At 60.0% G+C, this 13485-nt stretch carries 13 protein-coding genes and 1 pseudogene; 2 read left to right on the top strand and 12 right to left on the bottom strand.

The genetic code is table 11. The annotated features are described in order from the left end of the window. The first annotated feature begins 217 nt into the window (after positions 1 to 217). Positions 218 to 1166 (top strand): annotated as a pseudogene (locus NKH54_RS23390) (IS630 family transposase). Between the two features lie 306 nt (positions 1167 to 1472). On the opposite strand, the gene NKH54_RS23385 reads toward NKH54_RS23390, so the two are convergent. The 12 genes from NKH54_RS23385 to NKH54_RS23330 form a co-directional block, all read right to left on the bottom strand. Beyond that, positions 1473 to 2414, bottom strand: a complete 942-nt coding sequence (locus tag NKH54_RS23385; RefSeq protein ID WP_353029010.1) for a type II secretion system F family protein — start codon at positions 2412 to 2414, stop codon at positions 1473 to 1475. 9 nt (positions 2415 to 2423) lie between these two features. After that, positions 2424 to 3377 carry a type II secretion system F family protein gene (locus tag NKH54_RS23380; protein WP_353029009.1) on the bottom strand — a complete coding sequence of 318 codons (954 nt, stop codon included), beginning with the start codon at positions 3375 to 3377 and terminating at the stop codon, positions 2424 to 2426. A 7-nt stretch (positions 3378 to 3384) separates the two neighbouring features. Continuing rightward, a complete protein-coding gene (locus NKH54_RS23375) occupies positions 3385 to 4821 on the bottom strand; it encodes a TadA family conjugal transfer-associated ATPase (RefSeq protein WP_353029008.1) in 1437 nt (478 codons plus the stop codon). Positions 4822 to 4835: 14 nt separating this feature from the next. After that, the gene (locus tag NKH54_RS23370) at positions 4836 to 5417 is read right to left on the bottom strand and encodes a L,D-transpeptidase (protein ID WP_353029007.1); all 582 of its coding nucleotides are present in this window, start codon (positions 5415 to 5417) and stop codon (positions 4836 to 4838) included. Next, positions 5414 to 6547, bottom strand: coding sequence for a pilus assembly protein (locus NKH54_RS23365; RefSeq protein WP_353029006.1), 1134 nt, complete (start codon positions 6545 to 6547; stop codon positions 5414 to 5416). The genes NKH54_RS23370 and NKH54_RS23365 overlap by 4 nt, the downstream gene beginning before the upstream one ends. A gap of 43 nt (positions 6548 to 6590) precedes the next feature. Continuing rightward, positions 6591 to 7211, bottom strand: coding sequence for a TadE/TadG family type IV pilus assembly protein (locus tag NKH54_RS23360; RefSeq protein ID WP_353029005.1), 621 nt, complete (start codon positions 7209 to 7211; stop codon positions 6591 to 6593). Beyond that, positions 7205 to 7684 carry a TadE/TadG family type IV pilus assembly protein gene (locus NKH54_RS23355; RefSeq protein WP_353029004.1) on the bottom strand — a complete coding sequence of 160 codons (480 nt, stop codon included), beginning with the start codon at positions 7682 to 7684 and terminating at the stop codon, positions 7205 to 7207. The genes NKH54_RS23360 and NKH54_RS23355 overlap by 7 nt, the downstream gene beginning before the upstream one ends. Beyond that, the gene (locus NKH54_RS23350; protein WP_353029003.1) at positions 7681 to 9207 is read right to left on the bottom strand and encodes a TadE/TadG family type IV pilus assembly protein; all 1527 of its coding nucleotides are present in this window, start codon (positions 9205 to 9207) and stop codon (positions 7681 to 7683) included. The genes NKH54_RS23355 and NKH54_RS23350 overlap by 4 nt, the downstream gene beginning before the upstream one ends. A gap of 88 nt (positions 9208 to 9295) precedes the next feature. Beyond that, positions 9296 to 9568, bottom strand: coding sequence for a hypothetical protein (locus tag NKH54_RS23345; RefSeq protein ID WP_353029002.1), 273 nt, complete (start codon positions 9566 to 9568; stop codon positions 9296 to 9298). A 1-nt stretch (position 9569) separates the two neighbouring features. Beyond that, positions 9570 to 11075 carry a type II and III secretion system protein family protein gene (locus NKH54_RS23340; RefSeq protein WP_353029001.1) on the bottom strand — a complete coding sequence of 502 codons (1506 nt, stop codon included), beginning with the start codon at positions 11073 to 11075 and terminating at the stop codon, positions 9570 to 9572. 38 nt (positions 11076 to 11113) lie between these two features. Then, a complete protein-coding gene (gene cpaB, locus NKH54_RS23335) occupies positions 11114 to 12103 on the bottom strand; it encodes a Flp pilus assembly protein CpaB (RefSeq protein WP_353029000.1) in 990 nt (329 codons plus the stop codon). Positions 12104 to 12262: 159 nt separating this feature from the next. Then, positions 12263 to 12457 (bottom strand): hypothetical protein, encoded by a 195-nt coding sequence (locus tag NKH54_RS23330; protein WP_353028999.1) that lies wholly within the window; start codon positions 12455 to 12457, stop codon positions 12263 to 12265. Positions 12458 to 12937: 480 nt separating this feature from the next. Between NKH54_RS23330 and NKH54_RS23325 the strand changes: the two genes are divergently transcribed. Beyond that, entirely contained in the window at positions 12938 to 13447 is a 510-nt protein-coding gene (locus NKH54_RS23325; protein WP_353028998.1) for a prepilin peptidase, read from the top strand. Positions 13448 to 13485: the final 38 nt, after the last annotated feature.

The raw sequence follows: 13485 nt of genomic DNA, 5'->3' as shown, positions 1-13485 counted from the left end.
GTCGACCAAGCGTTGGAGCCTTGGCCAGCAGCCGGGAAGTGAGGCCGACCTAGCTGCCGTACATGAAACAGGCCGGGGGCCAGCGAAGTTCCGAGTGGAAACAAAAAAGCCCGTCGCGCCGGAGCCAGCGGGAGTTCTAGAGCCTGTCGCGATTTAAGGGATTCAGGATTCCCTTTGGTTTGAGTTCGTGATTCATTGCGGTTGAAAGGAGACCGCGATGGGCAAGCCGCTACCGCTTGAGTTGCGTCAGCGTGTTGTTGCGTATGTCGATGAGGGGCATGGTCACCGCGAGGCAGCTCGCCATTTCCGCGTTTCGCCTCGCTTTGTGAACAATCTGATCAACTTGCGGCGGCAGACCGGTTCGCTTGAAGCGCGCCGGCAGGGCCATGTGGGCGGCGGCAAGCTTGAGCCGCATGCCGAGTTTGTGCGTTTGCGTTGGCCGAGACCGGCGAACTGACGCTGGATGAGCTTTGCGTCGAACTGGAGGTGCGTGGTGTGAGCGTGCACCGCTCCAATGTCGGGCGCCTGCTCCATCGCCTTGGGCTCAGTCATAAAAAAACTCTACTGGCCAGCGAGCAGCAGCGGGCCGACGTGCGCCAGGCGCGTGAGCTGTGGACCGGGCGGCGAAAGCGCTTCTTCAACAAGGCTTTGGCGCGGCTGATCTTCATCGATGAGACGTCGACCAACACCAAACTGACCAAACGCACCGGCTGGGCGCCGAAGGGCGAGCGCTTCAGGACCCATGCGCCCTCGGCAAATGGCAGACGCAGACCTTCATCGCCGGGCTACGATGCCACGGCCTTGTCGCGCCGTGGATCGTCAACGCGCCGATGAATGGCGCCATCTTCGAACACTACATCGAAACACAGCTTGCTCCCCAACTGTCGCCCGGCGATATCGTCATTCTCGACAATGTTGGCTTCCACAAGAACGAGCGCGCCGCACAACTGGTTCGCCAAAGGGGCGCTTGGCTCCTGTTCCTGCCGCCATACTCACCCGATCTCAATCCGATCGAGATGGCCTACTCAAAACTCAAGGCGCGGCTGCGAAAGAAAGCGGCCAGAACCTTCGACGCACTCTGCGAGGCTCTCGGCGATATCTGCCACCTGTTCGAACCAGTCGAATGCAGAAACTTCTTCAAGGCTGCAGGATATGAGACTAATTAATCGCGACACGCTTTAGAGTAAGCCAGAGTGGGTTTTCTGGCCGATCGATAAATCCCAAGCTGCTATCGGTCGACTGGCAACCGGCGAGCACGAAAAGCAACACGCTGGCTGCGGCGGTGAGACGTATTGGCCCTGTCATTTCGTTCCCCAGGGTTCCTCCCTTAAATCGCGACAGGCTTTAGTTTTCCCAGGCCCCGTGGTCGCGGTTTTTGTTTTGGTGACTTGGGCCCGGCGATCTATGGCTTTGCCGGCGTTGACGCGCGTACGCCCCTGTGGCGGGATAAGCGGGTTGCTCTGAATTGGGCGCTACCCAGGCACCAGCGTCTTCAGCATCGAAGCGACGCGCATAATGATGGGGACCAAGACGATTATCAGGCTCAGCGGAAACAGACATGTGGCCAGCGGAAAGAGCATCTTGATAGGCAGGGCATTGGCCTTTTCCTCGGCGCGCAGGATTCGCATCTGGCGCATTTCCTTGCTGTACACGCGAAGGCTCTTGGTTACGCTAGAGCCAAGTTCTTCCGACTGGCGGAACAGCACGGCAAGCGACCTGGCCTCGTCGATGCGCAGGCGGGTTGCAAGGTTTGTCAATGCATCGCGCAAGCGCCGGCCGCCGCGAACCTCAAGCATCATGATGGAAAGGTGCAGCCCGAAATCGGGCCGGGTTGACATGAACTCTCGTGCGACACGATCGGCCGCCGCTTCGACGCTCAGGCCGGCGTCGACGCAAACGATCAACATATCCATGAAATCGGGAAAGATCCTGCGATAGGCTCTCTCCTTGGCAACTCCCATGCGTTCAAGCACGACGCTGGCGATGAAAAAAACAAGGCCACCGCACAACATGGATATCAAGATTGCGAGCGTCCTGGAAACGCTCACCAAGGAGTGTTCGAAAACCAGGAATATGCCAAGCAACACCAATAAGGATACCACGGCACGCGCGGTCTGAAATATTGCACTCGCCCGCGGCGAAAAGAACCCGGCTCGCAAGAGCCGGTTCGGCAAGGAATTCGAATTCGTGTCCTTCCTGACTACATTGAAATAGTTTTTGACGAAGGCACCATACTTGTCATCGATTATTTCGGAAGCGGGACCGTAATAGGAACTGCCACCTGCCTCGGCTTCGGTCGCGGCATCTGCCAACCTGGACGCCACTTCGCGTTGGCTCGCAATCCTTCCAACGATGACCGTTGAAAAGAGCAGAACGCCGGCGAAAGTAGCGAGGAGGATCAGTGTTTCAGTCATCTATCGCACTCAAAAGTCGAAATTCACAAGTTTATAGAGAATATAATTCCCTATAGCCATTACCGTAAAGGCAATCGTTAAAATAACGTTGCTATATCCACTTTCCCATATAGGATCGAAATATGTCGGCACGAGTGTGCTGATCATGAGATAAAGGCCGAACGGGAATGCTGACATAATTATGGCTGTTATCCTGCCTTCAGAGGACAGGGCCCTTACCTTCGCCCGAAGGATCGCTCGTTCGCGGATCACGTTCGCCAGGTTCTCCAGGATCTCGACAAAATTGCCCCCTGTTCCACGCTGGACGCTCATCGAGATTGCCAGAAGCTTCAGGTCCTCCGCTCCGACGCGCTCGATCATGTTGAGCATCGCGTCGTTGAGATCGGTTCCGTAAGTGAGTTCGTCACTGAGCATGCCGAACTCCGTTCCGATGGGATCGGGCAATTCCCGTGAAATCAGGGAAATCGATATCGGCAATGGATGTCCGGCCGAAAGGCTCCGGGTCACCACGTCCAGGGTGCCGGGTAACTGGGCCGTGAATTTTCTTATCCGCGCCCCCCGCGCGCGCATCATGTAGACAAACGGCAAGGCGACCAAAAAGAAGACTATGAGGATGATCTTCGGAATTGTCGAAACGCCGAAGTAGCTCAGCAACAACCAGACGAGCACCGCAGCCACGGGCGCATAGATCGCCAACCTTAAAACGTTTATTTTCAGCCCGGATTGTGCGAACAGCCGCCGCAGCTGGACCACCGGCTTAATGCCGCCTCGATCATAGTCGAGCGCCCTTTCGCGAACCATCCCCTTGAAGACGCCAAGACTGTCCTCGTTGCCTTGCAGAAGTTTGAGGCGGTAGTTCAGCGCGCTGCTTCGCCGGAAGTGGTTCGCGATGGTCCCCGTGACCCGTTCGAATATGATCAGGCCACCGATGAAAACCGCTGCGTAGACGAGCACGAGTTCCATCGCACACCTACACCAGGGAGCGAGTCGGATCGAAAATATCGCCCGGCAGTTGGAAGCCCAGTTCGGCGATATGCTCGAGGAACCGCGGACGGATGCCGGTTGCCCGGAACTGTCCGTTCACCCTGTTCAAGTCGTCGACGCCAAGCTTCTGGAATTTCATGATCTCCTGCATCTGGACGACATCGCCCTCCATGCCGGTGATCTCGGTGACGGAAACCAGACGCCGCGTGCCGTCGTGAAGACGCTCGACCTGAACGATCAGGGTGATTGCCGAAGCGATCTGGGACTTGATGCTCAACTGCGACATTGGCATGCCCGCCATGCCGACCATCTGCTCAAGTCTCGAAACTGCATCCCGCGGCGTGTTGGCGTGAATCGTGGTCATCGATCCTTCGTGACCGGTATTCATGGCCTGCAGCATGTCGAAAGCTTCCTCGCCGCGGACCTCGCCGACGATAATCCTGTCGGGCCGCATGCGAAGTGCGTTCTTCAGGAGCTCGCGCTGGCGTATTTCGCCGCGTCCATCCAGCGTCGGCGGCCGCGTTTCGAGCCGGCCGACATGGGGTTGCTGCAGCTGCAATTCGGCGGCGTCCTCGATCGTGATCAGGCGCTCGCGATTTGAGATCTGCGACGAAAGCGCGTTGAGCATGGTTGTCTTTCCGGAGCCGGTTCCTCCGGAGATGATCATCGACACCTTGCCCTTGACCGCCGCGGTCAGCAGAACCTGCATTGCCTTGGCCATCGAATGACTTTCAACAAGGCGGTCGAGCGTGTACGGGCGGCGCGAAAACTTGCGGATCGAGACGAGCGGACCATCGATCGCGACTGGCCTGATGGCAGCGTTCACCCGGGATCCGTCGGGAAGTCGCGCGTCGACCAGCGGGGACGACTCGTCCACACGTCGCCCGACGGTCGTGACGATCTTGTTGATCACGCGCATAAGGTGATCTTCGTCCTTGAACCGGATAGGCGTATCTTCGAGCTGGCCGTAGCGCTCGATGTAGACGTGCTCGTGGCCGTTGATCAGGATATCGGAAATCGTATCGTCCTTGAGCAACGGCTCTATCGGGCCGAGCCCGAGCATTTCGTCGGTGATGTCGCTGATCAGCGCGTCGAGTTCACGCGCATTGAGCGGGAAATTCCGCGCCCGCACATATTCGCGCACCAATGGCCGGATCTCGGCGGCGAGTTCGTCGTTCTGCGCCGTCTCCAGCAGTCCGAGATTGATACGATCCAGGAGATAGCGGTGCAGGTTCACACGCTCGGAAACCAAGTCGGGGCCATGAGAACCGCGCTCCGCCGGTTTCGGATCCTCGGTCTGCGGCGGCACGGAAGGAACGGGTTCGGGCTTCTCGATGAGCGCAAGGTCCGGCGCGGCAGGTGCCCGAGCCGGCAGATCCTCGGATCGCGACCTGTAAAACCGCCCAATGATTCCGTTGGCCATGCCGTCCGCTCTTCCTATTCGACAATCACTTTTGCGCCGATGCGCACCCGGCTGTAGAGATCCAGCACATCGGCGTTCGTCAGGCGAAAACAGCCGGAAGAAACGAAGCCGCCGATCGAGGGAGCATCGTTGGTGCCATGGATGCGGTAGAGTGTGTCGTGCTGCCCCTTGAACAGATAGATCGCGCGTGCGCCAAGGGGATTGTAGGGGCCCGCCGGCATCATTTCAGGCAGCCGTGGATCGCGCTGGCGCATCTCGGCCGGCGGCCGCCATTCCGGCCATTCGGCCTTGCCGCCGACCCGCACGGTTCCGGTCCATACGAATCCATCCTTGGCCACGCCGATCGAGTATCGGACGGCCTTGCCCGGTGCCAAGACGAGGTCGAGCGTTCGCGCCGCGGTTGAAATCAGGATCGTCCCCGGCTTCTCACGGGTCTCGGTAGCAACCGCGCGACCCGTGATAGGTCCAAGGCTCTTCGGCACCCGGTCGCTTCGCCGTTCCTTCGCGTCGGCACCGCCGATGCCGGCAACCGCCAGCAACAAAAGAGCGGCGCCCGCGCTGCGTGTGAAAGAGCGTATCGAACCCAAACCCGTCATTTGACGGCCTCGGCTAGTTTTTCGATCTGGCGGACGAATTTCGAGCGGGGGTTGACCTCGGCCGGAAGCATGCCGCGATTGATTGCCTCGTTCATCGTGCCCCAGTCATCCTCCACGACCATGGCGCTCGATTGCTTGAAGACATTGCTGGCGTCCTTCTTGCCGATACCAAAGCTGAAGAGACGCCTGCGATGCTTGTTGGCGATGACCCTGATTGGGATATCGTCACTTCTGAGCTTCTTGATCCGGTTGTAGACCTCCTTGGCCTGCTGCAGGCCGGGAATGGTCAATTCGGTGACCAGATGGATGGAATTGACCGCAGCCAGCAGTTCATCCTTCCAGCTCGTCTCGTAATAGGGGATATCGACCACGGTGTGGTTGTTCTGGAGAGAGATGACGTCCAGCATGCGCAGGACAAGCTCGCCGCCGGAGGGAGCCATGGAGACGCCGGGTTGCCGGAACGACAGCAGTGAAAAGCCGCGCTGGTGCTTTTTCTTGATGATATCGATGAATTCCAGATCGACCCGCGATGGTTGGGCGATGATCGGCCGCAAATCGTAGTCATTGGGCGTATTCAGGTAATGACCGCAGGCGCCGGTCGTAAAATCGAGGTCGAACAGGGCAACGCTGACTTGCGTTTTCTTCGCCGTGCGGGCAAGCGCATCGGCCAATGAGATGGCGACGGAGGTTCCGCCGGCTCCGCCGACCGCCGAGACGACCGCGTGCACATGGTTGCCGCCTGAATGCGCCATCTGCACATTTCCCGTCACGGCTTCCAGGAAGCTCTTGCGGTCCAGCGGCTTTCTCACCCAGTCACTGCCGTTGAGCTTCAGCAGCAGCCGCATGCGCTGGTCCGTCAGCGGATCGGAAATCACGATCAGCGGGAGCGTGGCGAACTTGCGCCGCAGTTCCTGTGCGACGCTGCTTTCGAGGAGGGCGCCATCGCCTGCGTCAAGCACCAGCAAATCATAGCTTGTCGAATCGACCGCTGTGCGCTTGTCCAGCAGCGCGCCGTGATCCTTCACCTCGGAATCATACTGCGAGAGCGCCGACAGGGAGCTCTGCATGAACTCGGACGCCGCCTGGTCCGCCGAGGCGATCAGCACCTTTATTCTTCTCGAAAAATTCATATGGCTTGTCATCCGAGAATGCCCGATCTTTCCGCAGCTGTGGTCAGCTACCCGAGTTTGTGTTCAAGTCCTCGCTTGTGACGGTCACCGGCAAGGCTGGAACCGTAACATTATTGAGTCCTAATAAAGCCCCGAGTAAAGGCAGATTGAAGGTGATGCCGAGAACTTCCATGCGTATGGTTAGCACGGCGCCCGAAGGCCTTCCGTAATAGCCAAGTCCCGACATCATGTAGGTGACGCGAACATTATTGATACCGATGCGCGGGTTCAGTTGGCACATTGCCGGGCTTCCGGTTCCGACCGCCCGGCAAGTTGTCGCCCCGGGGGCGCCATACACGATACGCTGGAGTTCAGAGGTGCAGGCCGATCCGGTGCATGTCCAGGGGCCGAGAGCGCCGACCGGTATCGCCACGCCGCCGTTCGTGGTGCCGGCGGCTGTCACCGTGACGGGGTTGAAGCCGGTTACGATCGAACTCGAAACCGCCGCCCTGCGCGCTCCGAATTGCAGCGCCTTGACGGTCTGGTTCCACTGGAACATCGCATAGCCGAACTCGACGAAGGCGGCGAAGACCAGCAAGACCAAGGGAAATACGATCAGCCCTTCGGCGAGCGTGGCACCGCACTCCTCACGAACGAAGGATCGGAACGGAGAGGCCCTCACCATCCGATATACCTCTCTTCATGATAGGCCTGGATGGTCATGTTGGCGAGGCCAAGCCAGCCGAACAGCGGTGAATTGCTGTAAGCAAGCGACGTGCTCGCGACGATGACTTTGTCCCCTGCCTCACCGCGAGTAACCCTGGCGAAGACGATCGCACTTCCGCTCGGTCCCCATCCTGGCACCCGCAGCGCTGTAGCAGCGGGGTTGGACGTCCCGTAGTAGGCGATGCGCCGAGCAACCGTGTCGCTGCATTGCGACACGAAGCTGGGACTGCTTGGCTGGCAGCGGGCAAGATAGCGCGCCGCGTCACGCAGTCCGGTCTCAACCTGCTCCTTCTCCCAGAACATGTTGCCGAATTCCAGGATGCCAACGGAAAACACCGTAACGAACGGCACTATTATCAGCGCTTCGGCGAGGACTGCGCCGCGCTCGTCGCGGTGGAATCGTCCCAGAATCCGCTTCAGCCACGTGATCATCGGACCAATTGAGACTCCTCACGCAAAAACGTTTCCAGCGTCCCATTGCCGTGGAACCCGCTAACATCGACAATCTCCGCCGAGACGGTATTGGTGCTCCCGCTTGTGATCATCGGTTTCGTCAAGAACAGGCTGACAAACGCCTTTGGCTTGGTGATCGCGGAATGGCCACTGCCCAGGTCCGTACTGCAATTGATCACCGCCGCGAAGATCACTCTTGGGTCCGGCTGCTTTGTGATGCTTCCGGTCCCTTTGTAGCATACGTTCGACGACCCTTCACCGTTATCGCCGTTCGGCGCTTTGTTCGCAGCGCCTGTGACCAGGTCGTTGTTGTTCTCGTATGTGTAGACGTCATAGCGCGAGGGCACGGTCTTGCTTCCTGTCGGGTCTGTCGGCTTGGGAAATGTCGAGGGCGGGACGACGCCAGGATGGTTGCGAGCCCAATATGTGGTGTAATCCCACTTCTCACCCCTCATTATCCCACCGCCCAAAGTCTGGTCGGAATAGGTGCCACCTGGAAGAGACTTGTCCAGGAGCGCCATCGCCTTGGTTGTGTCGAGCTCCTCGGCATAGCCCGTACACTTGGAGCTGTTTGCCGGATTGCCCGATTTGATTGACTGGTCTTTTTCGCCTCTGCGGACATTGTAGGCGGGACGGGTGTCAGGGTCGCTGTTGCTCATCCCGCCAGCGTAGATGCCAAAGCGCGTGTTGACCCCTTGTTCCGCCGGGCCGATGGTGGCGCCCGTCTTGGTTTGCAGGCCACGCATGCCGTAGCAGAGTCCCGGCTTCGATGTAGCAAGCGCATCGCGTAACGCGTTCCCGCCGCTTGCCGCGACCTCAAGCCAGCCAAAATTGCCCGGTACCGGTGACGAACTGCCGTTGAACGAGAGGATCAGTTGCCGGCTATAGGTCGCACCTTGGGCGAAGTTCTCCTGGAATGTAAGATTGTTGCCTGACCCGCCTACTGGCTCAAAGGGATTGCAGATGAACAAGGGCGTCACGTCGCAGGCCGAGGCGTCATAAACGGCCACCGCTTCGGCCTGAAAATTCACCGTTGACCTCGTCAGCCCCACGGGCAACGGAAACAGCGATGTCATGGCGCGCGGTGTGGACCTCACAAGCAAATAGACCGCCTTCGTTCCGTCTGTCGTCTGGTGAGCGGTTACCCAAGCACTGTCGATCTTGGTGTCGTCGCTGGGCGGAATGGCGTCGAGGTAAGCCTTGCTAACCTGCGTGTTGTCGATGATTGCCGTACCGCTGTTTCCGCCCCGCGCCTGGTTCTTCACCAAAGCGGCGAGTGCTGCATTGGCCCTCGTGATCGAATCCGTCCCGCCGTCGAGTTCACGGGCGCCGGCGAGCGCGAGAGAATCAGCCGCATTCTGCAGATCGGTATGGAGATTGTTGCCGCGCGCCACGTCGATGACAAGCAGGCTGAAGCCCAGAAGCATCGGCATGGCAATCAGCGTCAGCGCCGTGACATAGCCACGGTCGTCGAACAGCACATCGAATATCTTCCGTTTCATACCCAGCCCCAACGTCGGTTTTCGCCGCACTCAGCCTCGCAAAACCCGGAGCCGCCGCTTGCTCCCTAACTTGTCCTCGTGTTCGTCCTCAGTTCGTGGTCTCCATTGCAGCCGGGGCGACCGCCGCCGGCGCTGGCACGATCACCGCGGTCGGTGCATAGCGCTGCTGCGCCTTCGCAACCACCCGTCCGTCGCCACGGATTCTGGTATTCCACGCTTCCGGCGGGAACGGGTCGATCGTCTGGATGCCGATATTGGCCTGCGGGGCATCGCCAAGGCCTAGCGTCACCGAATCCCTGTGCGCCATGTAATCGGCGCAACCGCTCATCGGCAGGCATGCGCCGAGCACGGCGATGGCCATCCTATTTCTTGCCGACGGCATACGCGCCTCCGAAATCGAGATCGATGATGTGGCCGTAGGGACCGATGACGCCCTTTCCGTCCTTGAAGCTCCGCATCATGTCCTTGTCGACTTCCAGCATGCCGAGCAGGAACATATCCACGTCGTTGCCCGGCCGCGTCTGGTCCAGCGGCGAATGCAGCTTCTCGTCGGGCGCGGTCGGCCGCACGATGCGTGGCGTCACCACGATCACCAGATCGCTCTCCCGCTTCTGGAACGAGGTGGAGCGAAACAGCGTCCCGAGCACGGGGACCTGGCCAAGCCAGGGCATTTGCTGCACGTCGCTGGCGTTGACCGTCTGCAACAGGCCGGCCATGGCGAAGCTCTGCCCGTCACGCAGTTCGATCGTGGCTTCGGCCTTGCGCGAAATGAAGCCGGGATTGCCGTTGACGGTCACCGAACGGTCGATTTCGCTGACTTCCGGCTCGATCACGAGATTGATGAGGCCATTGTCAAGGACGATCGGGGTGAAGGAGAGTTTGACGCCATAGGGCCGGTAGCTGATTTCGGTCGCGAGTTGTCCGCCGTCGGTCACCGCGCGCGTGATCGGCACCTCTCCGCCTGCATGGAAGCTGGCGGTCGTGCCGCTCATCGTCACAAGATTTGGCTGCGCCAGCCGGCGGACGAGACCCTTTGCCTCCAGCGCGTTGATGACGACATCGATGCGCCAGCCGGAAACTTCCAGCACCTTGGCGATCATCTCGCCGAATGGCGTGCCGTTCTGCGTGGCGACGGCGCCGAGTTCCGGCTGGAGTTGATGTGTGTCGTCGTTGACGCCGATGTGAAGCCGGGGCGCCGCGGTAAAGAGACCGCCGCTGGCGCTTGCGCCATTGAACCCGATCCCGAGATCCCGCCCCGCGCTGCGCGATGCCTCAATGATGCGGACCTCCAGCATCACCTGCTGGGCGTCGGCAACGCGAACCTGGTTCAGCACGGGTTCGCTCGAATATTGCTGCGCGATCTCCAGCACCCGGGCAAGATCGACGCCGTCCTTGACCACGCCGGAAATCCGTATGCGGTCATTGACGTTGGTGACTATCAGCTTCGAACTCGGCACCGCCGAGCCGATCGCCGCCCTGATTTCGTTGAAATCGAGCATGATACGGACGTCGATGACACCGAGAAGATTTTTCGCGTCGTCATAGATCGAGATGTTGGTGGCACCCGATCCCTTTCCCTGGATATAAAGCGAGTGTTCCGTTAGCGGGACGACGTCCGCCACAGTCTGATTGCCGACGACGAGATCGGCGAAACGGCGGCTGGTGGTGATCGTCAGCGTGCTGCCGGGCGCGACCGTCACATGAACGACGTTTCCACCGCCGATCGTGATGGCCTTTTGCTGAGCATACGCAGGCGCGAGGAGACCGGCAAGAAGGGAGATCGCGGCAGCCAGGAACGCAATTGCGCCGAGAACGCACGTCAGCCCCGGGGCCCGTGCGCCCCTGTCTTCAAGCTGGCGATTGCCCATGCCTCGTTACCCCTTCCTCGTCCGCACCCGAATGGCTCTTAGTCCAGCACCCGGACCCGATATTCTTCCCGCTTCGTATTGCGCGAAACGCCAATCACCACGAAGTCCGGTTTCGGCGCCGCAACCAGAACCGGTTTTTCCACAATAGCAGGTTTTTGCTTAAGCTTGTCTTCCATCGCGCCGAGGCGCGTGCCAAGCGTGTCGCCCACCTTTCTTACGAGCTTCTCCAGATCGGTAAGTCTGTTTTCCTCGGCGCCATCGTTCTTCAGCGTCTGCGCGACCGGTCCGCCGCCGAGATCGGCCAGCGTCACCGGCTGCGTCTGTTCCACGCCGGAGGAAGCAACATTGCGCAGCGCCAGCGACAGCGTGCCGACATTGGCGGCCAGCGTCAGCTTCTGCGCCTCGGTGGTGGTGACTTCGAAGGTCACGGTCTTGACGACCGAGGGCTTGTCGGTGCGGTCGTCCGCGGTCTGGTCGGCGGCGAGAACCTTGACCCCCTGGAGCAGCACGTCGACAAAAGTCTGGTCAGCGCCGGAATCATCTTTGACCACCCGCGTCAGCATGATGTCGACGCGATCGCCCGGCAGCACAAAACCGGCGACGCCGAGCACGTCGTTGACGCGGATCGAGACCGCCTTCATGCCTTCGCCAAGCGCCGCCGACAATGTCGCGCGCTGGCCGGCGCCGGTGATCTTGGAGGCGAGCACCGGCTCGTCCTTTTCCATCGCCGACATGACGTAGCGAAGCTCACCGTCCTTGCCGAGCAAATCCTCCGGCTTGCGGAAGGCGCCGGCCGGCAGTTCTCCAGTCGGCCATGCAAGAGCCCTGACATCCTCCGCCTTGACCGCCTCGCCAAAGCGCAGTGCGCGGGTGGCGACAAGAATCGTATTCTCTGATGCAGGCTCGGCCAGGCCGGCGCGCTGCGCGAGAAGGTCACGCTGGGCGGCGAGATAGGAACGGACGCCGAGGACCGCCAGCAACGCCAGCGCGACCGAGACAAGCAGACTCATAATGGTGGAGCTTTTCATTCAACGGCCCCCGCCGTAGTGTTTCGCCCAGACGACAGTATCAACCAAGTCAAATAATAATAATATAACAAGCGGCCGACAAAGCCGCTTATTATCTATGCAGCATTTTTGTGCCGCCATCAAAAGGCGGCAGGCAAGCCGCCTTTTTGGCCGTCGATATCACGCCGGGGCGGAGAGGTTAGTGCCGAACCATGTGCCCCAAGTCGTCCACGCGCCAGCCAGGTTGACACCAACCGCCAGCACTGCGGCGATGACGCCTCCAACAAGCAGGCCCAGGAGAACGAGGTATTCCGAAAGCGCGATGCCGTCCTCTTCGCGGGCGAAAGCACGGAACATGTTGGTCAATTTGGTCATGATGATACTCCCTTACATGACGTTTCCATTTACCGGTCCGCGAGAGGAGCCCCCCCAGCGCCAGACAGGTATATTAATATCCCATTAACAAGCGTGTAGTCAATTAGGCAATCCTAATGGTACCTTTCCGACTTGGTTTATGGTAAATTAACGACAGGCCCATGCACCTGCTCTTACTTGGCTGGCGAAGTAGCTCCAAAGGAGTAGCTCAAAAGGAGTAGCTCCAAAGGGGTGCGTCGAACACAACACGGACCATCCGTTTACGGCCGCGGCGCAGCCCCGCGGCGACCTTCAGCCTAAGCTATCCGCCTGTTTCGCTTGCCGGTTCCCTTGGCCCTATCAAGTTGCCGATCGCTACGATCGCGGCGGATGCGCCGGCGGCTTCCGCCGGGCATAATCATTCCGCGTGATTCGGCCGGTCAGGCGTCCGGCAAACGCCAGGGTGTAAAGGGGGCAGGCGGGATGGAATTCCTCGGGGTGTTGGCTATCGCAGCAGCGGCGGGATTGATCCTCATCGCCGCATGGCAAGACTTCAAAGCTTGGAAAATACGCAACTGGACGGTTCTGGCGCTTGTGGCGGACTATGCGCTTCTGGCGTTGATCCTCTGGGCGGGACCACCAGGGGCCGGCATTCTGGCGGGGACCGATAGTGCTTCGCCGCTCCTGGGTGACCTTGCCGCCGGCATGTTGCTGCTGACGATCGGCTTCGTGCTGTGGGCCTTGCGGCTGCTGGGAGCCGGCGACGCGAAGCTGTTCTTCCCCATCGGCCTGTTCGTCGGGCTGAACCATCTGTTCTCGTTCGCCGTGGGGCTTGCCGCCGGAGGGATTGTCGTCAGCCTGGCCTTGCAGTTTCCCGTGCCGCTGCAATACCAGGCGTGGCTGGCGCTGTCCCGCATCGAGGAGATACGAAAATCGCGCAAGGTGCCCTACGGCATCATAATGGCCGCGGCGGCGCTCGTCGCCATGTACTTACGATATTTCGGGGTTTGACAGGTCGGGTTGTCGTCAAGCACGACGTGGCGCTGGCG

It is taken from the genome of Mesorhizobium sp. M1004 (assembly GCF_040318795.1).
Classification (GTDB): domain Bacteria; phylum Pseudomonadota; class Alphaproteobacteria; order Rhizobiales; family Rhizobiaceae; genus Mesorhizobium.
The sequence above is the reverse complement of the archived record's forward strand: the minus strand, read 5'-3'. Positions and strand labels throughout refer to the sequence as shown.